The sequence below is a fragment of the Cystobacter fuscus DSM 2262 genome, from assembly GCF_000335475.2.
Classification (GTDB): domain Bacteria; phylum Myxococcota; class Myxococcia; order Myxococcales; family Myxococcaceae; genus Cystobacter; species Cystobacter fuscus.
On record NZ_ANAH02000027.1, the window covers coordinates 20,197 to 41,681 of the forward strand.

Consider the following 21,485-nt stretch of genomic DNA (forward strand, 5'->3'; position numbering starts at 1 on the left):
GACACAGTGCGTAGGGCGGCCCCCATTCGTCCCATGCGTTTCTATTTCAAACACTCCTCCAAGGATATTCTGTTTACACAACTTTACTGGTACCGGTGGAGTCAAGAGGCAGGTGAGATTCATGCATGCCGCTTCGTCGCGAGTCAGAACAGGCGCACGCCCAGACCCAACGAGCGAGCCCCAATCCCCAGCTTCTCGTCTCGAAAGCATGGATTCAGTGGGCCGCCCTGGTCGTTCTCACCGGCTTCTTCGTGCTCGGGTTGCTGGCCTACCGCACCTATGTCGCCGGGCCGCCGATCCCGGCGCGCGTCGTCGCGGAAGAGGGCTCCTTCGTGTTCTCCGGCGAGGAGGTAAAGCAAGGACAGCGCATCTTTCTGCGCACCGGGCTGATGGAGTTCGGCTCGGTCTTCGGCCACGGCGCCTACCTCGGGCCTGACTTCACCGCCGACTATCTCCGCCGCTCCGCGCTCCACGTGACAGAGACGTACGAGCGCCAGGGCGAGCGAAACGTGCCCGCGCGCGTCGTCGCCGACTTCAAGACCAACCGCTACGATCCCGGCTCAGGCACGTTGCGTTACACCGCCGCCCAGGCCCAGGCGTTCGCCGACGCCGAGCGCCACTACGCGGAGTTCTTCGCCCGGCCCGCGACGGAGACTGGGGTCAACCTGAAGGGATTGTCCGGCGCGGCGGACATTCATGCCCTCACCAGCTTCTTCGCCTGGACGGCCTGGGCCGCCTCGGCGGAGCGACCCGGCAAGAGCTATTCATACACCAACAACTGGCCGCCGGAGCCGCGGGTACGCAATCAACCGACCGCCGCCGCGATCGTCTCCAGCATGCTCTCGCTCGCCGCCTTGCTCGGCGGGTCCGGATTGCTCTTCGCTGCCTTCGGGCGCTGGGATTTCCTCGGCTGGCACCGGCGCGATCAAACCGGGTTGATCTTCAAGCGCCCGAGCGAAGTGCAGCTCACGCCCGCCCAGCGCGCCTGCGCCTGGTTCTTCCTGGTCATGGGCCTGCTGTTCCTCGTGCAGGTGCTCGTCGGCGGCGTGTCGCAGCATTATCGCGCTGATCTCTCCAGCTTCTTCGGCGTCGATATATCGGCGCTGCTCCCCTACCACCTCGCGCGCACCTGGCACGTCCAGCTTTCGATCCTCTGGGTCGCGACCTCGTTCCTGGCGGCTGGAATCTTTCTCGCTCCGCTCATCGCCGGTCACGAGCCCCGCAATCAGCACCTGCTCGCCCATGGGCTCCTCGGCGCCCTGGTGCTCGTCGTCGTCGGCAGCCTCGGGGGCGAGCTCAGCGGCATTCATGGATGGACAACGAGCATCTGGTTCGGCAATCAGGGCTTCGAGTACCTCGATCTCGGCCGGTTCTGGCAGGTGCTCCTCTCGCTGGGGCTGTTCGCCTGGGTGGCGATCCTCTTCCGCGGGCTGCGCCACCGCCTGCGCGGCGAGCACAAGGGCAACATGCCCTGGCTCTTCTTCTTCGCCGCCCTGGCGATTCCCGCGTTCTATGCCGTCGGACTTCTGGCGCACCCGAGCGGCCACTTCACCACGACCGATTTCTGGCGCTTCTGGGTGGTGCACCTGTGGGTCGAGGACTTCCTCGAGCTCTTCACGACGATCATGGTCGCCTACTTCTTCGTGCTCCTCGGTGTCGTGGAGGAGCGCACCGCACTGCGCTTGATCTATCTCGACGTCATCCTCTATTCGGCCGGTGGGGTGATCGGCTCCATGCACCACGTGTATTTCTCGGGCGAGCCCGTCGAGCACATGGCGCTCGGCGCCGTCTTCTCCGCGGCGGAGGTCATCCCGCTGACCTTCCTGACGCTGGAAGCGTGGACCTTCTTGCGGATAGGTGAAGGCCAGAAGGCGAGCGCGACCCACCCCTTTCCGCACCGCTGGGCGATGATGTTCCTCGTCGCCGTCGGATTCTGGAACTTCGTGGGCGCCGGGATCTTCGGCTTCCTGATCAACCTGCCCATCGTCTCCTACTACGAGATTGGAACCGCGCTGACGGCCAACCACGGCCACGCCTCCATGATGGGCGTCTACGGGATGCTGGCGGCGGGACTCTCGCTCTTCGGCCTGCGCTACCTGATCCCGGAAGAGCGGTGGTCCGAGCGGGCGGCGAGGCTCTGCTTCTGGTCTCTCAACCTCGGCCTCGGCTGGATGGTGTTCGTCGCGCTGCTACCACTCGGGCTGCTCCAGTTGTTCGAGTCCGTGAATCATGGCTACTACGAAGCCCGGGAGCTCAGCTTCTTGACCCACCCGACGAACCGCTTCCTCGAGTGGCTGCGCCTCCCGGGCGACGCCGTCTTCATCACCTTGGGCGTGTTGCCTTTGCTCTGGCTGTGCTGGCTCGGCGTCAGGTACCGGCGTCCGGGGGCGGTTCTCGCGAGCACCGGCACGGGAACGCTTTTCACCGAATCAAGGCAAGTCGAACCCGAGGTGCGCCCGTGATCATCAACACCGCTCGCCCACCAGCAACCCGGAGCGCTCGCGAAGGGCAAGCCAGGTGGACTCGGTGACCTGGACGCGTCCGGGCACACCATGGGACTCCATGCGGCTGGCCGTGTTCACCGTGTCACCCCACAAGTCGTAGGTGAACTTCTGGGTGCCGAGGATGCCCGCCACCACCGGGCCCACGTGCATGCCCAGCCGTAAGCGCACGGGTTGCTGACCCGTGGACCACCCCTCTCCCTCTGGGAGAGGGGGCATGCGCAACCCGGCTCTATTCCACCTTCGGGAGCAAACCGGCGAGCCAGTCCGTCACCGCGTCCGAGTCTCTGTTGATCAACCCGAAGTGGACTCCGAGCTCCGGATCAGGGGCCGGCGGGACCAGAAGGTACGGCCTGTACGTGACCTTGTCGTCCCCGTTCGTTTCCTTGAGCTGCTCCACGAGGTGGGTGGTGAGAAGCGCGTTCACGCGCGTGTCCGCCAGGGCCTGCGAAATCCGGATCGGCGCCTGGATGGAGAGGTTCGGGTGCATGGCCCTGAACTGCTTGAACAGCGCGTCCCTGCTCGCGCTCTTGTCCGAACGAAGGAGCTGCTTCCCCGTCAACTTCCCCCAGGAGTCATCCGTGCTGCCCAGCCTTATCCGGCCCCGCTCCTCGACATGGTGGTACACCTTGAGGGCCTCCGGGGCCAGCACCTCCTCCATCTTGATGCTCGGATCCCCGGCGAGGGCCCCGGTGATGAACAAGGCGACGAAGGCATTGCCCGCACTGGGTTCCTCCCCCTCGCAGGCGAGCGTGACGAGCGTTCCGATCGCGGAGGCGGGAGCCAGCGCCGCCACGCCGTGCAAGGTGAGCTCCGGTGTCCACTCTGGCGCGTGGTGCGCGCCGAACAGTGCCGCCTGACCTCCCTGCGAGTGGCCGACGATGGCGAACTGATCGGAGAGCTCCGGGTGGAGCTGGCGCGCGGCCCGCACGATGTCGAGGATGCCGCGGGCCTGGGACTTGCCGAGCAGGTAGGGATGAGGGCCCTCGGTGCCGAGGCCCTCGTAGTCTGTCATGACCACGGCCCAACCCCGGTCCAGGAACTTGTTGAGCAGGGGATGCGGGAAGACGTTGAAGCGGTGCGCCTCCCCGTCCACGACGTCACGGGACGGCGCGCAGTGGTCGGCACAGCCCACGGTGCCATGGGCCCAGCTGATGACCGGATAGCCCCCAGCGGGGGCCGCTTTCTTCGGCAGGGCGATGATGCCCGAGACGGCGATGGGCTTACCGTGAACGCTCTCCGAGAGATACACCACGAGCTCGTTGCTCCGGGCGTTGGCGAGGCAGGCCGGGCTGTTGCTGTCGAGATCGCGGTACCAGATCACGTCACCATGCGTGCCCTTCAGCATGGACGCGGGCGGACGATAGGCCTCCATGCCCTCGGGGGCCTTCGGCGGTTTGACTGTGGGGGAAGTGGTCATGATGGGCCTCGAGAAAGAGGGAAAAAAGAGGGAAAGGGGAGGGAGAGCGTGGACCACCGTTGTCAGGGGGTGACGGGCACTTCCCGCTTCAGCACGAAACCCATGTCGGCATCACACACCTCGATGGCCACGGCGAAGAAGCTGATGGTCGCGGGATCCAGGTGGTAATCCCAGTTGGGGTTGTAGGGCTTCTTGCTCTTCACGCTCTTGCCCACGACGTGGTCCTTGAACGTCTCCTTGCCGGAGAGGATGTCCTGGGCCTCCTTGATCTTCGCGGGATCGGTCAACTCGAAGATGAACTCCTGATCCGGCCGCTGCATGAAGGAGAAGAGTTTGCGCTCGGACATGGTGATTCCTTGGATGGGGGTTGTATTGAGATTGAAGCTGGGTGCTACCGGAACAACCGCCTACAAGGAGGCGTCCAGGGACTCGCTCACCTGAGACCTGGACGGCACTCCCTCCTTGCTGGCGACCACTTCTTTCATGGTGGGAGGGAAGGACGAGCCACCGGAGATGGCTCGCTACGGGTTGTGGGACATCGTGATGGGGAAAGCGAGAATCTGGGCGACGACCTGGTTCGGTGCACCCACGGGCGCGAGGTCCACGGGTTGCTGGAGTTGGTAGACGGAGCCCCGCGGCGGAAACACCGTGAGACGATCGTTGATCAGCGTGAACGTCTTCGTGTTCGACAGCACCAGGGGCGGGCCACCGCCAGGTGGCTTCTCGATCGTCACCTGGAGATCCAGGAACGTCGTCTGCCGGAAGGTCGGCGGGAGATGACCGACGAGTTCGAGCAGACTGAGCGGCGTCGTGTCGACATCGGCCAGAGTCAGGGTGACCTTGCCCAGCACGGGGCTGTCGGCCGACTCCTCGAAGCCAAGCACCTTCAGCTTGACGCCGCCGAGACCGCTCCCAAGGTTGGCCTCCACCCGGTATTTGATACCTCCCTTGAAGTCCAGCTTGATGAGCCCGAGGACATTCACCTGGAACGGAACGTCGACCGCATAGCCACTGAGCGGGATTTCCAAACCAATCGGCGGAATCAAACCCATCAACATCTGACACCCCTTTACGAGGGAGATGACTGCGCGAAGACGAGCCAGTCCTATAGGCCACCCCTCCAGGAGAATGCCATTGAGCTTTATGTTGAATTGACAGAGGTGTGGGTTTGTGCCTGTGGGGCTCGGGCAGTGGACGGAAGGGTGCAACGCAAGACGGCGCCCCGGCCCGCGCCGCGGAGCTCGGCCTGGAGCCGGCCTCGATGCTCCTCGAGGATGGAGCGGCTGATGGACAGGCCCATGCCCAGCCCGTCCTGCCTGGTGGTGAAGAAGGGCTCGGAGTCCTCCACCACCAGCTCCACCTGGCCCTCCTTGCGCCAGGTGCTCACTCACACCTGCCGCCGCCTGCCCCCACACCTCTGGCAAGTGAAGACGTCGAAGCCGAACGTCCTGCTCAGCGGTTGCGCCTGGTCCACTCGCGGCGTCCTCTTCTTCTTCGGCTCCTTGCTGGCTGCTGCCTCAGGCGCCACGCTCGCCTCCTCCGCTCCTGCTTGGGGGAGCGGAAATGGCCGCAGTTTCGCGCCTGGAGCGCTTGCGCGCCGCCGAGGGCTCCCGACCGATGAGGCAGTGGAGCGCCTGGACCTGGTGCTCGTGCTCCTCGGCCCGCCGCGCGATCTCCCCCCAGGTAGTTCCTCACATTGGGCTTGTTCAGCTTGCCCGGGTTCCGTGGACAGGTGGGTTATGCGGCCTGCGGCACCTGTGAGGCAGCCTGCTCGAACTCAGCTGGGCTGACGTAGCCAAGCGAGGAGTGGCGTATAGGAGGGATGGGGGCCGTGTGGAGGGGGAGGGCAGGAGCCGAGGGGCCGAGGAGGGCCGCGGACGGGAGCCCCCGGGCTGTGAGCCAGGGCGGTGGGGAGAGCGTGCAGACTCCAGGAGGCACACGCCGGCCCAAGCGGCCCCTCCTCCTGGAAGGACGTAGCAGGGGAACGCGGTGGCCGAACAAAGCGGGTTCCAGAGCCCGGTGAGTTTCCGCCAGAGATTCAAGCGCGCGCTGCATGTCAGTCCGAGCGAGTGGCGCAAGACGTTCGGGAGTTGAGGCGGGCGCGCATCGCCGCCCTGGCCCGGCGCATGCCGCGATGCCTCGCCGGAGGAGTGCGAGGCTCCCTCGGATGGGGGGTGCTTCCGGAGGTGGGGCCGTTCAGAATCCGGCTTCCACTCAGAGGGCGACATCATGAGCAGCTCGAATCGAAAGACCGCCAGCTTCGGGGTTCCTTGGGAAAAGGCGTATGGCTACGTGCAGGCCGTACGCTTGAACAACACCATCTACGTCTCCGGCCAGCTTTCGCACACCCCGCGGGGCGAGCTCGTCGCTCCGGCAGCGCTGGGCGCGGACGGCAAGCCCGCGGACTTCTCGACCATGGAAGCGCAGATGAAGCGCACCTACGAGAATGCCGAGGTGCTGCTGGCCGAACTGGGCGCGACCATGGCGGACGTGGTGGAAGAAACGCTGTTCGTGCTCGACGTTCCATCTGCCTTCGCAGCCAGTTCGAAGGTGCGGCCGCTGGTCTACAAGCAGGCGGTGCCACAGGTTGCCAGCAATCTGATCGGCGTGTCTGCCTTGGCCTTTCCCGAGCAGCTGATCGAGATTGCATTCAGAGCGGAAGTCCAGGGCTGAGCCCGGCCGCGCGCTCGCATCGGCGAGCCACCAGCCCACTCCCTCCACAGGCCTCCCATCCTTCTTATACGCTCAGTACCCCACGTGCAGGCGGCCGGGAGGCAGCGCCGCCTCCAATCGCTTCACCTCCTCCTCGGGGATGCGGTCCAGCCCCAGCTTGAACTGCTTCAGCCGGGCGAGCGGCGCGAGGCCCTCCGGCAGCGCGGACAGTTCTCCCTGGAAGAACCCGGCATGCGTCAGCTTCGGCAGCCGCCCGAGCCCGTCCACCAGCACCTGAACCCGCCCCGGCGTCATCTTGTAGAAGCGCCACCACCAGAGCTTCTTCAGCCGAGGCAGTCGGGTCAGCACCTCGGGGAAACCCTCCAGCGCCATGGCGTCGAGGTACAGCTCCTCCAGCGACTCCAGCTCTCCGAACGCGTCCGGGAGCCGGGAGAGGTTGTTGCAGTACCGCAGGCTCAGCTTCTTGAGCGCGGGGAGCCGGCAGAGCTCCACGGGCAGCGTCTTCAGCGGCAGGCTCTCCAGGCTGAGGCTCTTCAGCGCTTGAAGCTCGCCGATGCGCGGGGAGATTTCCGCGATGCCGTTCGTGTCCAGCGTGAGGCTCTCCAGCCCGGTGAGGGAGAAGAGCTCCTCGGGGATGGCCTTCAGCTTCTTCTGCGCGAGCCCGAGCCGCGTGGCCTTCTCGCCCCGCGCCGCCTTCTCCTTCACGGCGGCGATGGCCTTCTCCACGGGGTCGAGCCGGGCGTCCGCCAGCACGGGCTTCCCCGCGCGCAGCTTCGCGAGCAACCCCTTCCGGTCCAGCGTCGAGTCGATGACGCCGTCCTCGTCCTCGTCTTCCACGGTGAAGGCGCCCGGTAGGAGCGCCTCGTGCGGCTCCAGCGTCTTTCGAGGCCGTCCCGTCGCGGTGAGCTTGCTGCCCACGAGCACGTCCACGTCGAGCGCACCATAGACGTGGACGTGGTGGTGCTCCTCGACGAGGGTGCGTGCCGTCAGCCCGCCGCCGACACAGAAGACGTCGTCCCCAAGCGAGTCGCCGAAGAGGAGTCCCCGAATCCGGGCGTTGCCCGCGATGAAGATGGCGGAGAACGTGGCGACGTTCTCCACCTCCAGGTCTCCCAGCACCACCAGGAGGGTGTGGTCGGCCGCATGGCCGTCCGAGAGCAACCCCTTCACCCGGACGCTGCCGGAGACGACGAGCGGCCGGGGACCGACGACGAGCGAGTCGGCCTCTACACCTCCCTCGTGGAAGAGGACGCCCTGCTCGGTGATGCCCTTCCACCACGAGGCCAGCTTCTCCCGCCACTCGGGCGTCGCCACCGCCTCCACGCGCGGCCACACCTCGCGCGCGGAGGTTTCACGTCCCCAGACCCGCACTGCGTCCTGCTTCGCCGACATGTCCCTGGAACTCCCTTCCGGAAGCCATCAGGCCATGGAGTCGCCGCGAGGGCCAGTCAGCGGACGCGGACGACGTGGCGCATAAGAGGAATGGGAGCAATGTCGAGGGCAGAGGGTGGGCGCGGAGAGGCAGAGGAAGGCCGCGGACGGGAGCCCCCGGGCTGTGCGCCAGGGCGGTGGGGAGAGCGTGCAGCCTCCTGGAGGCACACGCCGGCCCAAGCGGCCCCTCCTCCTGGAAGGCCTACGTCTTTTACAGAAACAACAAACCCAATCAGTGGATGGTCAACATGGCCATGGCCCAGGCCGTGCGAAAAGTGGGCAGCAAGTTTGTTGTTTTGGGCGTGGAGTACGCGGGTGTTTTGCACTCCTCCTACTGCTCAAACCTGGCTGATCCTCTGGAGTTGGAGAGCCGCCTGCAAGAGTTCGGGCAAGGCCATCCTTCGACTCGTAGGAGGCGAAGGGGCGGAACGAGTCCTTTGACACCTTTCTCAGGCGCCGCTCTCAGTAGTATTGCTCGGAGGCGTCGTAGATGGTCTTGGTGGAAGTACCGAGGTTCAACATGATCTCGTTTCCAGCCTTGCCGTCGAGGTCGGCGATCATCTGCACACTCCAGGAGGGGCTCCCGACAGTATAATCCTTCGTGCTGTCGTCCCGGTTTCGGATGATCTTGACCGACGAGAGGTTGTTGATGACCACCTCGGCACCAGGCTTCCCGTCCGTATCGATGATGCCAAGGGGTGCCCAACTGCCGCTCGAGATGGCGTAGTCGCGAGAGTAGGCGGTCCGATCGTTGATGATCTTGACCGACGAGAGGTTGTTGATGACCACCTCGGCACCAGGCTTCCCGTCCGTATCGATGATGCCAAGGGGTGCCCAATTGACGCTCGAGATGGCGTAATCGCGAGAGGAGGCGGTCCGATCGCTGATGATCTTGACGGCACGCACGTTGTTGACAATGATATCGATGCCGCCATCCCCATCCGTGTCCGCGAAACCGATGGGCGCCCACGAGACATTCGAGATGGCATAGTCACTAACCGTGTCCGTCTTGAGCTTGATGATCCTCACGGCGGGCCCGGTGTTGACTGCGATATCCGTCGCACCATCACCGTTCAGATCATGGTATCCGAGCGGTACCCATGACCCCGAGGAGATGAAGTAGTCACGGACCCAGCCCGTGCGATGGGTGATGAGCTTGATGCTGGAACCGACGTTGAGCGCCAACTCCAAGCCCGCCGTTCCATCCATGTCCGCCACGGTCAACAGCGTCCAAGCGGCGTTCGTGATAGCGTAGCTGCGCGTGGCGCCATTCGATTGTCTGACCTCGATCGAGCTCAGGTTGTTGTACACTGACTCCGCGACACCATCCCCCGTCAGGTCCCACGCCCCCATGAACGTTCCGGCCGCCTGGGCCTCACCAGCCCCCATGGTGAAACTCAAGAGGGCCGCGAAGAAGATACTCCCATTCAGGGTAGATGAATTTCTCATGAACTTGGACACAGCCTTTCAGGATTCAGCCCTGCTCCTTGCAAGGCGGGTCGGATTCTACGGACCTGTCTGACATGTTTGGCGGGAGCAAGGGGGCCGCCGCGATAGGTCACCCCCAGTTGCGGCCCATGAGCCGGTTCGTGAGGCCGAGCATCGCCGCGGCAACGGGCAGTCGTTCGGCTTCGTCGCAGTCCAGCCGGACAAGGTGGCCGGACAAGGTGTCAGACGACTCGTAGGAGACGACTCGTAGGAGTTCCGGCAAGAGGCGGCAGGGTTGGAGGCAGCACACGGGGAACCCATCGGAAGTCCTGCCCGACCCCAAAGAAAACGGCTGCGGAGATCGCCCCGCGCGGCCGTCGTCTCCATCCCGGGTCCCGATCAGACCAGGGCGCGCTCGTAGAGCGCCAGCAACTCGGCCCAGGCCTTCTCGGCCGCGGCCTCGTTGTAGATGCCGCTGGCCATGTCCTTCACGCACCAGCCGTGCTGGGCGCCGTTGTAGACCTCGATCTTGTTTTTCACTTTGGCGGCGTCGAACGCCTCCTTGAGCGTGACCTTGGCCCGCGGGTCGCGCTCGTCGTCGTTGGCGGCGACGGCGATCAGCATCTCGGCCTTGATCTTCGGGGCCAACAGGTGGGGGCTGTCCGGCGCCTGGGTGACCAGGCCGCCGCCGTGGAACGAGGCGCCCGCGCCCACCCGCTCCGACAGCGAGGCGGTGCGGATGGTCAGCGGCCCGCCCATGCAGTAGCCCTGCACCCCGATCTTGGCGCGCTTGTTCACCTGCGGCTGCTGGTCCAGCCAGGCCAGGAAGGCGCCGCCGTCGGTGAAGGCGGTGTCCTGGTTCAGCGTGCCCACGACCTTCATGATCTCCTCGCGGTCGGTGGGGACGGCGAAGTCCATCGGCCGCGAGAACACCGGCGCCTTGCGGGTGCGGTAGAAGGGGTTGGGCACAAGAACGGCGTAGCCCTCGGCCGCCAGCCGCTGGCCCATGTCGCGCATGGCGGAGCGCAGGCCGAAGGCGTCCGGCCACAGCAGCACGCCCGGCCACGGACCGTTGCCCGACGGGTGGTAGAAGGCGGCGTCGGCCGTGCCGGCAGGGGTCTTGAGCTCGACGTCGTGCTCGACCACGGCCACGCCGCCCGCGGAGGTTGCCGCGAACTCGCGCCGCGACACGCCCTCGTCGCCGGCCCGGTTGGAATAGTCGTCCATGGTTCTTCCTCCTAGGAGCTTCGTTGAGGCCGCCAATATTGGCATGACGGGGTCCGGCGAGCAGTTACGACGCAGTTGTGCGAGCAGGTCCCCCTTCACTGCCTGCCCGTCCCTGACGCAGTAGTGTTAGACGCTTTGATGCGATGGATTTTGGCTCCCTGGGCCACCGCCTGGGCACGGCCGAGGTGGGGAGCGCGCCGGTGGCGCACAAGTCCGTGGCCGAGGCCTCCGTGGTGGGCCGTCCCTCGCTGCGCAGCGACGAGGAGTAGCCCCGGGTCTGGCGAGCGCCCCGGCGGTGTCCGGGGCGCTCCGAGGGCATCATCGAGGCTATAACGCCCGCATGATCTGTTTGATGAAGGCGCACTCCATGGGGAGAACCTGCTGGAGCGTCAATCCCTCGGCGTGCTCCAGCGCCGCGCGGAAGTTCCCAAACAGATGGGACGTGTACTGGCCGGACGTGGCACTCATCAACGTATAGACCGCGTAGAGTTCCGCGCGCCGGTCAGGGGAGGGGAGCCTGGAGAATCTCTCGGAGAAGACCGAGCACACCGTGTTGTGCATGTCCCTTTGTCTTTTCTCGTCCAGGGGACCGGGCTCCTGCGCTGCTTGTTTGAGCCGCCTCAGGACCTTCTTCAGGGGCTTGTCGGTGAGGAGGTATTCAATCCGGCAACAGCAGGCGAGGCCCAGGAGGAGATGCGCTCGCGGACCAAAGCGGTCGCCGAGCCGGCTGAGCATCTCATCGGGACTGCTTGCTTCCTGCCAGTCGTCCGGGAGCATCCGCCCATCCTATCGCGCGGGGCGGGCCGCTGACGGATGGTGCTCAGAAGTACTGCGCGCGCATGTCCTCGAGCAGGCCCGGCTGCTCCGGCTTCCAGCCGAGAAGCTCACGTGTCGCCTGGCTCGAGGCCCGATTGTCGAGCCCGACGACCATCGACATCCATCCGAAGTGGGCACCTGCCTTCGCGGTCGGCACGCTCTTCGTCGGCACTCCGGTGCCTTGGGCGATGGCCTCCGCGACCGTGCGCATCGAGATGCCTTCCTCCGCGGTGCCGTGCAACACGGTTCCCGGCGGTACGCTCTCGACAGCGAGCCGGTACAAGCGCGCCGCGCCGATGAACGCCTTGTTCGTGCCCTCCATCGCTCCCCACGTTCCTGCGCGACCGTCGCGAGCGAGTCCATCCCACGAGCACCACGCGCCGACGCACTCCCGGGTTGCGCCGCGAGGAGGTCGCCGCCCGCGCTGGCGTGAGCGTCACCTGGTACACGTGGCTCGAGCAGGGCCGCGGCGGTGTGCCCTCGGACGACGTGCTCGAGCGCCTCGCCCGTGCCCTCGAGCTCGACGACACGAATCGCGAGATGCTGTTCCTGCTCGCACAGGACCGTCCACCGCCGCGCAAGCCCGCGCCGCCCGCCGAGGTCACGCCGTCACTCCGGTTCGTCCTCGACAACCTCTCCGTCCCCGCGTTCGTGAAGACACCGACGTTCCAGATCGTCGCGTGGAATCGCGCGTCGGTCGCGGTGCTCGGCGATGACGCGACGGTCCCGGAGCGCGACCGCAACCTGCTGCGCCGGGTCTTCCAACCGGGCTCGGAACACAAGGTGCACCAGGTCGAGGACGTTCGCCGGACCTGTCTCGCGTCGTTTCGTGTGGACATCGCACGGGCTGGCCCCTCCGCCGAGGCGACGGCGCTGATCGACGAGTTGATGGCGACGGGCCCCGACTTTCGCCGCCTGTGGAACGAAGGGGACCTCCAGTCGCACAGCGGGTTCCAGAAGTGGCTCGTCCGTCCCGAGGTCGGCGAGATCGTGCTCGACGAGACACCGGCCCGCGGAGCCCTGGAGCTGCCCGTTGGCCAGCAGCGTCCACTTCTGTCGCGGCACGTCCGCACAGTCGCCGAGTTGCACGGACGTCGCGCTGGCGCGGTTGCCCTCCGGGACGTCCAGACACCGGCCCGAGGCGTATCCCAACTCGGGCTCGTCATCGGGCCGCAGCCGCGTGTTCCGGAGCTGCCCCCGTCCGAGTCCCAGCGGCGCTTCCTCCAGGTCTTCCGCCAGTTTCTCGGCGTGTTCGCCACGCCCGAGCACCCCCTCGTCCTGTTCCTGGATGATCTGCAGTGGGCGGATCCCGCGAGCCTGCGGCTGCTGCTCGAGTTGTTCATCCATCCCCAGCCCTCGTCGATGCTGCTCATTGGCACCTATCGGGACAACGAGGTTGGCCTCGCGCATCCCCTGACGCAGGTGTTGGAGGAGCTGCGCGTGGCGGGCGCGCGGATGACGTCGCCGCTCCTCGAGCCGCTGGGCGTCGGGGATGTCCACCAACTCCTCTTCGATGCGCTGCCGGGCGTGAACCGGGACGCCCTTCCTCCGCTCGCCGCGCTGGCTCACGAGAAGACGGGAGGCAACCCCTTCTTCCTGCTGCGCTTCCTGTTGGCGCTCCACCAGGATGGCCTTCTGTCGCGCACCCCCCTGGGCACCTGGCATTGGGACGTGGAGGCGGTCCGGGCCCGGGGCTACTCGGACAACGTCGTCGATTTCATGGTGGGCAAGTTGCGCGAGCTGGCCACGTCGACCCAGCATCTGCTCGCGCTGGCCGCGTGCGTGGGCACCTCCTTCTCGCTCGAGTTGCTCGGCCTCGTGTCCCGGATGGACCTCGACGCGGTCCGGGAAGGGCTCGAGCCGGCCTTGAGAGAGGGCCTGGTGACGAGCACGGGGGAGCTACCCCATCGCTTCCTCCATGACCGCATCCAGCAGGCGGCCTACGCCCTCATGTCCAAGCAGGAGCGGGAGACCATCCATCTGAAGATTGGCCGCCTGCTGTCGGGGGACCTTCCTCCCGAGTCGCTCGGGGAGCGGCTCTTCGACGTGGTGGGCCAGTTCAATGCCGGACTCGAGCTGCTGCGCGAGCCCGAGGAGCGCCAGCGCGTCGCGCGGCTGAACGCCGAGGCGGGCCGCAAGGCGCAGGCGTCGAGCGCGCACGCCTCGGCCATCACCTACTTCGCCACCGCCATCGCGCTGCTGCCGGGCGACCCCTGGGAGACGGCGCCCGCGCTGACCTTCGAGTTGAGTCTGGCCCAGGCCAGCAGCGAGCTCATGCGCAACCATGTCGACGCGGCCCGCCAGAGGGTGGACGAGCTGTGCGACCGGGCCCGGACGAAGGCGCAGTGGGCCGCCGTCTACGACTTGAAGAGCGTGCTGCTCACCTTGTCGGGCGACACCGCCGGCTCCTGCGCGTGCCTGCTGGAGTGCCTGGCGCGGATGGGCATGCCCCTGCCCGCCCATCCCACCTGGGAGGAGGCCGTGGCGGCCCATGAGCAGGTCTGGGCGCTGTTGGATGGCCGCCCCGTCGCGAGCCTCATCGACCTGCCGCTCATGACGGACGAGGACATGCGGGCGGTGATGAAGGTGCTCGCCGCCCTGACCGAGCCCTCGTTCTTCGTCGACGCCAACCTCACCATCCTCCACCTCAGCCGGATGGTGACACTCAGCCTCCAGTACGGCACCACCCTGGAAAGCGCGCATGGGTATGCCATGTACGGCATGGGGTTGGGGCTCTACTTCCACAGCTACGTGGATGGCCATGCCTTCTCGAGGCTGGGGCTGGATGTGCTCGATCGCCATGGTTATGGCTCCAAGCGGGCCACCGTCCTCTTCTGCCTGGAGCACAGCAGTTGCTGGATCGAGCCCTACACCCGGGGCCTGGAGATCATCCGCGAGACCTTCCATCAGGCCGTCCAGGACTTCAATCCCAGCATGGCGTGCTTCTGCGGCAACCACATCATGGCCTTGCGCCTGGCGTTGGGGCACGACCTGGAGGCCGTCCAGCAGGAGAATCTCACGCACGTGGACTTCGCCCGCGAGGCGAACTTTCCGGACATGCTCGACACGGAGCAGCTCACCGGGCGCTTCGTGCAGCAGTTGCGCGGGCTCACCCCCTCGTTCGGGACCCTGGATGACGAGGGACTCCGGGAAGAGGACTTCGAGGCCCGGCTGACCCCCAACCGCATCAGCTCGCTGCGCTTCCTCTACTGGTCGCTCAAAATGCAGGCGCGCTTCATGGGAGGCGCCTACGAGGAGGCGCGCGAGGCGGGCGAGCAGGCCCAGGCCCTCTACTGGGCCGCGGCCAGCCCCGTCTACCGCAAGGACTTCCAGGTGATGCGTGCCCTGACCCTGGCGGCGTGTGTCCCTGGCGCGGCGCCCGAGCTGCGCCCCTCGCTGCTCGAGGCGCTCCGCCAACACCTTGGTTACATCGAGACGTGGGCCCGTATCTGTCCCGACGACATACGCGCCTTCGAGCGGATGGTCTCCGCGGAGCTGGCCCGCGTCACGGGACGGTTGGACGAGGCCCTCCATGCCTATGAGGCCGCGATCCAGTCCGCGCGCCAATATGGCCACCTGCATCACCTCGCGCTGGCCTGTGAGCTGGCGGCGAACTACTGGCGGGCCCGCGAGGTTCCCACCATCGCGGACGCCTATGAGGACAAGGCGCACGACGCCTATTGCCGCTGGGGTGCCCTGGGCAAGGCGCGTCACCTGGCACGGCACTCTCGTCCGGACGCCCAGCCCTCGGCGGAGGAGAGCGTCACCGATACGACGTCGGTGCGGATCGACGCGCTCACGCTGGTGAAGGCCCAGCAGGCCATCTCCCGGGAGATCGTCCTCGAGCAGCTGGCCAGCACCCTGCTGCACGTGGCGATCGAGAACGCGGGGGCCCAGCATGGCGCCCTGCTGATGCCGGAAGGCGAGGGGCTCTCCGTCATGGCGCTCGACCTGGGCGGGGCCCAGGGGGAGGTGCCTCCCGACGCGAACACGCGACTGCCCTGGTCCCTGCTCGCCTATGTCCGGCGCACCCAGGAGCACGTGCTCATCCGGGATGCCTCCGCGCCTCATCCCTTCTCCTCGGATCCCTGGTTCGAGCAGCTCATCGCCCGCTCCGTGCTCTGCCTGCCCCTGGTGCGTCAGGGAGAGCTGCGCGGCGTGCTCTACCTGGAGAACAACCTCGCCACGGATGCCTTCACCCCGCTCCGGCTCTCGCTGCTGGAGCACCTGGCCTCCCAGGCCACCATCTCCATCGAGAACGCGCGGTTGTACGCGAACCTCCAACGCGCCGAGAGCGCCCTGCGCGTCGCCAATGACGGCCTGGAGAAGCGCGTGGAGGAGCGCACGCGGGAGCTGCGGCGGGCCCAGGCCGTGCTGGTGGAGACGGCGCGCTCGGCGGGCATGGCGGAAGTGGCCACCAACGTGCTCCACAACGTGGGCAACGTGCTCACCAGCACCGTCATCAACATGGACATGATGCGGCAGAGCTTGCACCTCTCGCGCATGGGACGGCTCAAGCAGGTGACGACCCTGCTCGGCGAGCACCGCGAGGATCTGGTCGGCTTCCTCACCGGCTCCCCGCGGGGCCAGCAGCTCACCGATTATCTCTTCGTGCTCGCGGATGAACTGGTGCGCGAGCAGTCCTCGCTCAAGGACTGCGTGGGTACACTGGCCATGCACATCGAGCACATCCGCGCCATCGTGCAGATCCAGCAGGTCCATGGGACCTGCACGCTCGTCGTCGAGGACTGCGACCTGCGCCAGCTCGTGGAGGACGCCTTGAGTCTTCAGATGTCGGCCCTCACGCGTCACGGCATCCAGGTCTCCCAGCGGTTGGACTCCCCACCCATCGTGAAGGTGGACAGGCACAAGGTGCTGCAGATCCTCGTCAACCTCATCAGCAACGCGAAGACCGCGATGCGCGGGCTCCCCGAGGACCAGGCCCACCTCCAGGTGCGGTTGATCTCCGAGGCGGACAGCGTGCGCATCCAGGTGGAGGACAACGGCGTGGGCATCGCGCCGGAGAACCGCGAGCGGCTGTTCTGCCAGGGCTTCTCCGGCTTCGAGGGAGGACACGGCCTGGGTTTGCACTCGAGCGCCCTGGCGGCGGAGCTGCTCGGAGGCTCGCTCTCCCTGGAGAGCGATGGGCCCGGCAAGGGAGCCACGGCCACACTGGTGCTTCCCCTCACGCCCGCTCCAGCCTGAGCGGGGGGGGCGCGCCAGCGAGCCGCTCAGGTGTCGAAAGAAGGGCGTCCCGTCAACGGGACCAAGGGAGCGCAAGCGGACGTCCACGGCCTGCTGCTTTTCGAATTGGCCGCTCGCATCCTTCATCTCGTCGCAGTAGTCGCCCAGCTTCTCCACCAGCTTGGGAGCGGGCTTCGCGACCTTCTTCGCACGGCTGGCTTCGGTGGCTGCCTCCAGCGCCTCGGCGATTAAGGGCACCAGTTCCAGGAGACGCGAATTCAACTGGGGTTTCCTGACGCGAGCTGGCAAAAGCGACCCGTCATGCACCCGGCGCGAACGAGCCGTTCGCGGGCGTCATCGTGGCTCGCGCGCGCTTCAATCGAAGACCTCGTTGCAGTGTGCGACTGGTTTGTGGTGTTGGTGAAGGTATTCGTGAATTTGAATCTTCTTCAAGGTATTCGTGAATTTGAATTTTCTTCACGGTGGGTATGACGGGCGGACTATACGTGCGGGGTGGGCGGGGAGGGGAGGGGGGCTGCCGAGAAAACAAACCTGGGGAGATTACCTTGCAGAGCCTCTTGTTACCAAGGCCGTGGAATCAATGTCTGGCTTCATCCGTCGTACTCATGGGGTTCCTATGTCTCTCCCTCGTTGGGTGTGTCAATCCTGACATCGAGCACCCGGGCGAGGAACCTCCTCAAGAGAACCCCGCGCCCGAGCACCCTTCCGCGCCCGCGGGTACCAGCCTGCTACTTCAGGTCGTCGATGACTCGGGCAACCCGGTCGCGGGAGCCGCCGTCTCCTCCCAGGGTGCTGTCTTTTCCGTCGACAGCTCCGGCCATCTGCTCCTGGAGCAACTCCCGCCCGGGCGCCTGCTGGCCCGCGTGGACGCGCTCGGTTTCACTTCGGCCACCGCGGTGGTGGAGTTGCAAGAAGGGGCTCACGCTGGAGCCCGGGTGAAGCTGCTCCCACTGCCCAACCCCATACCCTTCCAGGCCGAGCAGGGTGGCACCATCCAGACGCCGCGGGTGCGTGTCACCATTCCCCCCGACGCGGTCGTGGATGCACTGGGTCAGCCCGTCACGGGCACCGTCAATGTCACCATCGTTCCGCTGGATCCGACGACCCAACTGGCGGCCATGCCGGGGCCCTTGGAGGCCACCCGTGTGGCGGATGGCGCGACGGTGCAACTGGAGAGCTTCTTCATGGCGGAGGTGAGCCTGTGGAGCAACGGAGCTCCCGTGCAACTGGCGTCGGGGAAATCGGCCACCCTGGAGTTCGTCCTCCCGGAGGCCCTGGCCAGCCAGTTCCACGCGGGGGACAGCGTACCGGCGTGGTGGTTCGACCTGGACGAGGGCCAGTGGCGCGAGGAAGGGGAGGGGCGCATTCAACCCTCCTCGACGCAGCCAGACAGGCTGGCCTGGGTTGCCCAGGTGAAGCACTTCACCTGGTGGAACTGTGATGCGCCATGGACGGACAAGAGCTGTGTGAACGTGCTCGTGGTGGATGGGAAAGGAACGCCCGTCGAGGGTGTGATGGTGAACGCCCAGGGGACCAGCTACTCGGGAGCGAGCGGGCCCGTGTCCACCGGTGCCGGTGGCCGGGCGTGCATCGAGATCAAGCGAGGTCACACGGCCAACGTCTTCGCGGGACTGGCCGGTGAGCCCGCCGCGGGCATGGCGACGGTGACGGGGACGGCGGATGCGGCCGTGTGTGGCAGCGGCCCCTGCACCGAGGTCCAGCTCACCCTGGGGGACTTCATCTGCACGCCGGGCGCCTACGAGGCATGCGCGTACCCGGGGCCCGCGGGAACAGAGGGAAAGGGATCGTGCCGGGCTGGCCGCCGGCAGTGCAACGTCATCGGGACGGAGTGGAGCGCCTGTCAGGGGGAAGTGCTGCCAGCGGCCGAGAGCTGCCGGACTCCCTTCGATGACGACTGCGATGGCGTGGTGAACGAGGACTGCAGCTGTTCCGATCAGGAGGGCTCACCCTGCTATGGCGGCGCCATCGAGACTCAAGGGGTGGGTCTCTGCCATGGCGGGACGGTGGCGTGCGACATGTTCGGCCGCGTCGTCTGTCAGGGGCAACGGCTTCCCGTGCCGGAGACCTGCTCGACGTTCGAGGACGACAACTGCAATGGCGTGAACGAAGGATGCGAGCCCGTGTCCCAGTGGTTCTGGGCCGTGGACGCCAATGGCCTGAGCTGCACGTCCTCCACGTGGATGCGGGGCATGGATGTGGACGGCGAAGGGAACACGCTGATCCTGAGCGCATTCAGTGGCACTACCACCATCGGCGGCGAGGTCTTCACGGGAGACGAGGACGATCTGCTCCTGGTGAAGGTGGATGCCAGGGGTCAACCCGTCTGGGCCAAACTCCTCGATATCTACAGCAGCTCCTTCTATTCCACGGCGAAGGAGAGCATCACCGTGGACGCGATGGGGGGCGTGGTGGTGTCGGGGTCGTTCGTTGGTCCCCTGCGCATCGATGGTGTCTCGCTGCTCAGCCAAGGCTCCCCGCACGTTTTCGTGGCCAGGTTCGCTCCCAATGGCCGCTTGCTGTGGGCCCAGCAATTCCCCGCGGAGGGGGACGGGCTCGGCGGTGGGGCCGTGGCCACGGACGCGGCAGGCAATGTCCTCCTCCTGGCGAGGTACGGGTACGATGCCATCTACGTGGCGAAGCTCGACGCGGGCACGGGGGCGCCCCTCTGGAGCCGGAGCATCCGGAACCTCGGCACGTTGTACTATGCCATCTCCCTCGACGCGGATGAGGCGGGCAATGTCCTGCTGGTGGTGAACGTTTACCCGAGTGCTCTCGTCATGAAGCTCGAGGGTTCCACGGGCAAGGAACTCTGGGCCCGGAGCGCAGGCCTGATAGGTGGGGAAGGAGGAAGCCCTCCGTACCTGAAGGTGGCGGGAGCAGGGTCGGTGTTGGTGCTGATGAATAACGGGAGTGGAGAGGCAATACTTTCCAAGCTCTCCGCGGATGGCGATGAGCTCTGGAGCCACATCATCACAGACGAGGGTGTGGATGGCTTGGGGGTCGACGCCGCGGGCAACGCACTGGTTACCGGGACATTCAGTGGCAGTGTCGACCTGGGCGGTGGGATCCGTCAGTCCAGAGGCCAGGGTGTGTTCGTGGCCTGGTACGATCCACAGGGAAGGTATCTGAAGGACTACGTCCTCCCGGCGCTCAGTGCGGTGGACGGAGCAGTGCTTGGAAACTATTGGAGAGCCGAACCAAGTGTCGACCCCGAGGGAAACCTGCTGCTGGGGGGCTCATTCGCTGACACCGTGGACTTCGGGATGGGGCGGGTGAGCACGTGCTCCTCCTCCTCCTTCGTGCTGAAGATGGATCCCACCCCCTCTACTCCCAGCCACTTCAATCCCGTCATCACCCGGGCCTCCAGCTCCTCGGAGACGGCCACCCCCGGCCAGGTGCTCACCTTCGAGGTGGATGCCTTGGACCCCGAGGGCTCCGCGCTCGGCTTCTCCTGGACCGCCACCACGGGCTCGCCTGGCGCACCGGCCACCGGTGCATCCACCAGCCGCATTACCTGGACGGCTCCCTCCTGTATCACCGCGGGCAGTACCGCGACCCTCACCGCCACGGTCACCAACGCCTTCAACCAGAAGTCGGTGAGGCGCTTCCTGGTCAAGGGGCTGCCGTCCTGTGAGTGGGCCTCGACGGGCTCCATGGCCGGGCTTCGCGGAAGCCACACGGCGACGCTGCTGCTCGACGGCAAGGTGCTCGTCGCCGGGGGGGAGGAGAGCTACTCGAGCCTCGCGACGGCGGAGGTATACGATCCGGCAATGGGCACCTGGAGCGCTACCGGCTCCATGGCTGTGTCTCGCTCTGGCCACACGGCGACGCTGCTGCCCGGCGGCAAGGTGCTCGTCGCCGGGGGGGAGGGGCACCGGACGGCGGAGGTGTACGACCCGGCCGTGGGCTCCTGGCGTGCCACGGGTTCCATGGCCTCGTCTCGCTATCACCACACGGCGACGCTGCTGCCCGACGGCAAGGTACTCGTTACGGGGGGGTTCAGTGGCGGCAGTACCTTCGCGATGGCGGAGGTATACGACCCGGTCACCGGCACCTGGAGCGCTGCCGGTTCCATGGTCTCGCTCCGTGCTGGCCACACGGCGACGCTGCTGTCCGACGGCAAGGTGCTCGTCTCGGGGGGACGTGCTTCCGGTGGCGGTGACCTCGCGACGGCGGAGATATACGACCCGGCCGTGGGCTCCTGGCGTACCACGGGTTCCATGGCCTCGCCTCGCTATCGCCACACGGCGACGCTGCTGCCCGACGGCAAGGTGCTCGTCTCGGGATGCGGCAGCGCGAGTTGCCTCGTGTTGGCGGAGGTGTACGATCCGGTCACGGCTACCTGGCGCGCTACGGGCTCCATGCTCTCGCCTCATGAGGGCCACGCGGCGACGTTGCTCCCTGACGGTAGAGTGCTCATCTCGGGGGGAAACAGAGGCGACACACCGGTGGCGGAGGTGTACGACCCGGCCCTGGACACCTGGAGCGATGCTGGCTCCATGGTTTGGGATCGCGAAGACCACACGGCGACGCTGCTGCCCGACGGCAAGGTGCTCGTTTCGGGGGGAATGAGAGCGATGTCGGCGGAGCTGTACACGCCCTGAGCCTCGTGGTCAGTGGGTGTCGATGACAGGCACTCGGTGGGGCCAGCTGCACGGCCCCACCGCTGCGTATAGGCGGAATGGGGGCGATGTGGAGGGAGAGGGCTGGAGCCGCCGACGCCCTCTCCCATCACATCAGGCAGCGCGACCAGTCCCTTCACT

Annotated in this window: 16 protein-coding genes; 6 read left to right on the top strand and 10 right to left on the bottom strand. The window is 66.4% G+C overall.

All coding sequences use genetic code 11. The features are described from left to right. Positions 1-125: 125 nt before the first annotated feature. Positions 126-2,462, top strand: coding sequence for a nitric-oxide reductase large subunit (locus tag D187_RS34185; RefSeq protein WP_002629242.1), 2,337 nt, complete (start codon positions 126-128; stop codon positions 2,460-2,462). Positions 2,463-2,465: 3 nt separating this feature from the next. Here D187_RS34185 and D187_RS34190 read toward each other — a convergent pair whose 3' ends face one another. The 5 genes from D187_RS34190 to D187_RS55685 form a co-directional block, all read right to left on the bottom strand. Then, positions 2,466-2,720, bottom strand: a complete 255-nt coding sequence (locus D187_RS34190) for an adenylate/guanylate cyclase domain-containing protein (protein WP_081713973.1) — start codon at positions 2,718-2,720, stop codon at positions 2,466-2,468. Positions 2,721-2,733: 13 nt separating this feature from the next. Beyond that, the gene (locus tag D187_RS34195; RefSeq protein ID WP_002629244.1) at positions 2,734-3,921 is read right to left on the bottom strand and encodes a lipase family protein; all 1,188 of its coding nucleotides are present in this window, start codon (positions 3,919-3,921) and stop codon (positions 2,734-2,736) included. Between the two features lie 62 nt (positions 3,922-3,983). Further along, positions 3,984-4,268, bottom strand: coding sequence for a BP74-related protein (locus D187_RS34200; RefSeq protein WP_002629245.1), 285 nt, complete (start codon positions 4,266-4,268; stop codon positions 3,984-3,986). 174 nt (positions 4,269-4,442) lie between these two features. After that, the gene (locus tag D187_RS50790; protein WP_155893797.1) at positions 4,443-4,973 is read right to left on the bottom strand and encodes a hypothetical protein; all 531 of its coding nucleotides are present in this window, start codon (positions 4,971-4,973) and stop codon (positions 4,443-4,445) included. 89 nt (positions 4,974-5,062) lie between these two features. Continuing rightward, the gene (locus tag D187_RS55685; RefSeq protein ID WP_002629247.1) at positions 5,063-5,308 is read right to left on the bottom strand and encodes an ATP-binding protein; all 246 of its coding nucleotides are present in this window, start codon (positions 5,306-5,308) and stop codon (positions 5,063-5,065) included. Positions 5,309-5,910: 602 nt separating this feature from the next. Here D187_RS55685 and D187_RS59345 point away from each other — a divergent pair. Then, complete coding sequence (locus tag D187_RS59345; RefSeq protein ID WP_155893799.1) at positions 5,911-6,015, top strand: AraC family transcriptional regulator; 105 nt, start codon at positions 5,911-5,913, stop codon at positions 6,013-6,015. A 135-nt stretch (positions 6,016-6,150) separates the two neighbouring features. After that, positions 6,151-6,594 (top strand): RidA family protein, encoded by a 444-nt coding sequence (locus D187_RS34210; RefSeq protein WP_002629249.1) that lies wholly within the window; start codon positions 6,151-6,153, stop codon positions 6,592-6,594. 72 nt (positions 6,595-6,666) lie between these two features. Here the strand turns inward: D187_RS34210 and D187_RS34215 are convergent, their stop codons facing one another. The 3 genes from D187_RS34215 to D187_RS34225 all read right to left on the bottom strand — a co-directional run bounded on the left by D187_RS34215 (position 6,667) and on the right by D187_RS34225 (position 10,680). Further along, positions 6,667-7,986, bottom strand: coding sequence for a leucine-rich repeat domain-containing protein (locus D187_RS34215; RefSeq protein WP_002629250.1), 1,320 nt, complete (start codon positions 7,984-7,986; stop codon positions 6,667-6,669). Positions 7,987-8,487: 501 nt separating this feature from the next. Next, positions 8,488-9,486 (bottom strand): FG-GAP repeat domain-containing protein, encoded by a 999-nt coding sequence (locus D187_RS34220; protein ID WP_002629251.1) that lies wholly within the window; start codon positions 9,484-9,486, stop codon positions 8,488-8,490. 366 nt (positions 9,487-9,852) lie between these two features. Further along, positions 9,853-10,680, bottom strand: coding sequence for a dienelactone hydrolase family protein (locus D187_RS34225; protein WP_002629252.1), 828 nt, complete (start codon positions 10,678-10,680; stop codon positions 9,853-9,855). 143 nt (positions 10,681-10,823) lie between these two features. On the opposite strand from D187_RS34225, the gene D187_RS58935 reads away from it, so the two are divergent. After that, positions 10,824-10,949, top strand: coding sequence for a hypothetical protein (locus tag D187_RS58935; protein WP_002629253.1), 126 nt, complete (start codon positions 10,824-10,826; stop codon positions 10,947-10,949). 58 nt (positions 10,950-11,007) lie between these two features. On the opposite strand, the gene D187_RS34230 is transcribed toward D187_RS58935, so the two are convergent. Further along, a complete protein-coding gene (locus D187_RS34230; RefSeq protein WP_002629254.1) occupies positions 11,008-11,457 on the bottom strand; it encodes a hypothetical protein in 450 nt (149 codons plus the stop codon). A gap of 43 nt (positions 11,458-11,500) precedes the next feature. Next, positions 11,501-11,818, bottom strand: coding sequence for a Rossmann-fold NAD(P)-binding domain-containing protein (locus D187_RS34235; protein WP_002629255.1), 318 nt, complete (start codon positions 11,816-11,818; stop codon positions 11,501-11,503). Between the two features lie 14 nt (positions 11,819-11,832). On the opposite strand from D187_RS34235, the gene D187_RS34240 reads away from it, so the two are divergent. Both D187_RS34240 and D187_RS58335 read left to right on the top strand, forming a co-directional pair. Further along, positions 11,833-16,701, top strand: coding sequence for an MmyB family transcriptional regulator (locus tag D187_RS34240; RefSeq protein ID WP_076606284.1), 4,869 nt, complete (start codon positions 11,833-11,835; stop codon positions 16,699-16,701). 605 nt (positions 16,702-17,306) lie between these two features. Beyond that, positions 17,307-21,326 carry a Kelch repeat-containing protein gene (locus D187_RS58335; protein ID WP_002629257.1) on the top strand — a complete coding sequence of 1,340 codons (4,020 nt, stop codon included), beginning with the start codon at positions 17,307-17,309 and terminating at the stop codon, positions 21,324-21,326. The last annotated feature ends 159 nt before the right edge of the window (positions 21,327-21,485 follow it).

Excerpts from the sequence above, each read along its gene's own strand:
- D187_RS34200 (WP_002629245.1), bottom strand. The coding sequence starts at position 4,268 with ATGTCCGAGCGCAAACTCTTCTCCTTCATGCAGCGGCCGGATCAGGAG.
- D187_RS58335 (WP_002629257.1), top strand. The coding sequence starts at position 17,307 with ATGGGGTTCCTATGTCTCTCCCTCGTTGGGTGTGTCAATCCTGACATC.
- D187_RS58935 (WP_002629253.1), top strand. The coding sequence starts at position 10,824 with ATGGATTTTGGCTCCCTGGGCCACCGCCTGGGCACGGCCGAGGTGGGG.
- D187_RS34230 (WP_002629254.1), bottom strand. The coding sequence starts at position 11,457 with ATGCTCCCGGACGACTGGCAGGAAGCAAGCAGTCCCGATGAGATGCTC.
- D187_RS34210 (WP_002629249.1), top strand. The coding sequence starts at position 6,151 with ATGAGCAGCTCGAATCGAAAGACCGCCAGCTTCGGGGTTCCTTGGGAA.
- D187_RS34235 (WP_002629255.1), bottom strand. The coding sequence starts at position 11,818 with ATGGAGGGCACGAACAAGGCGTTCATCGGCGCGGCGCGCTTGTACCGG.
- D187_RS34185 (WP_002629242.1), top strand. The coding sequence starts at position 126 with ATGCCGCTTCGTCGCGAGTCAGAACAGGCGCACGCCCAGACCCAACGA.
- D187_RS34195 (WP_002629244.1), bottom strand. The coding sequence starts at position 3,921 with ATGACCACTTCCCCCACAGTCAAACCGCCGAAGGCCCCCGAGGGCATG.
- D187_RS34215 (WP_002629250.1), bottom strand. The coding sequence starts at position 7,986 with ATGTCGGCGAAGCAGGACGCAGTGCGGGTCTGGGGACGTGAAACCTCC.
- D187_RS34190 (WP_081713973.1), bottom strand. The coding sequence starts at position 2,720 with ATGCCCCCTCTCCCAGAGGGAGAGGGGTGGTCCACGGGTCAGCAACCC.
- D187_RS34225 (WP_002629252.1), bottom strand. The coding sequence starts at position 10,680 with ATGGACGACTATTCCAACCGGGCCGGCGACGAGGGCGTGTCGCGGCGC.
- D187_RS50790 (WP_155893797.1), bottom strand. The coding sequence starts at position 4,973 with ATGGGTTTGATTCCGCCGATTGGTTTGGAAATCCCGCTCAGTGGCTAT.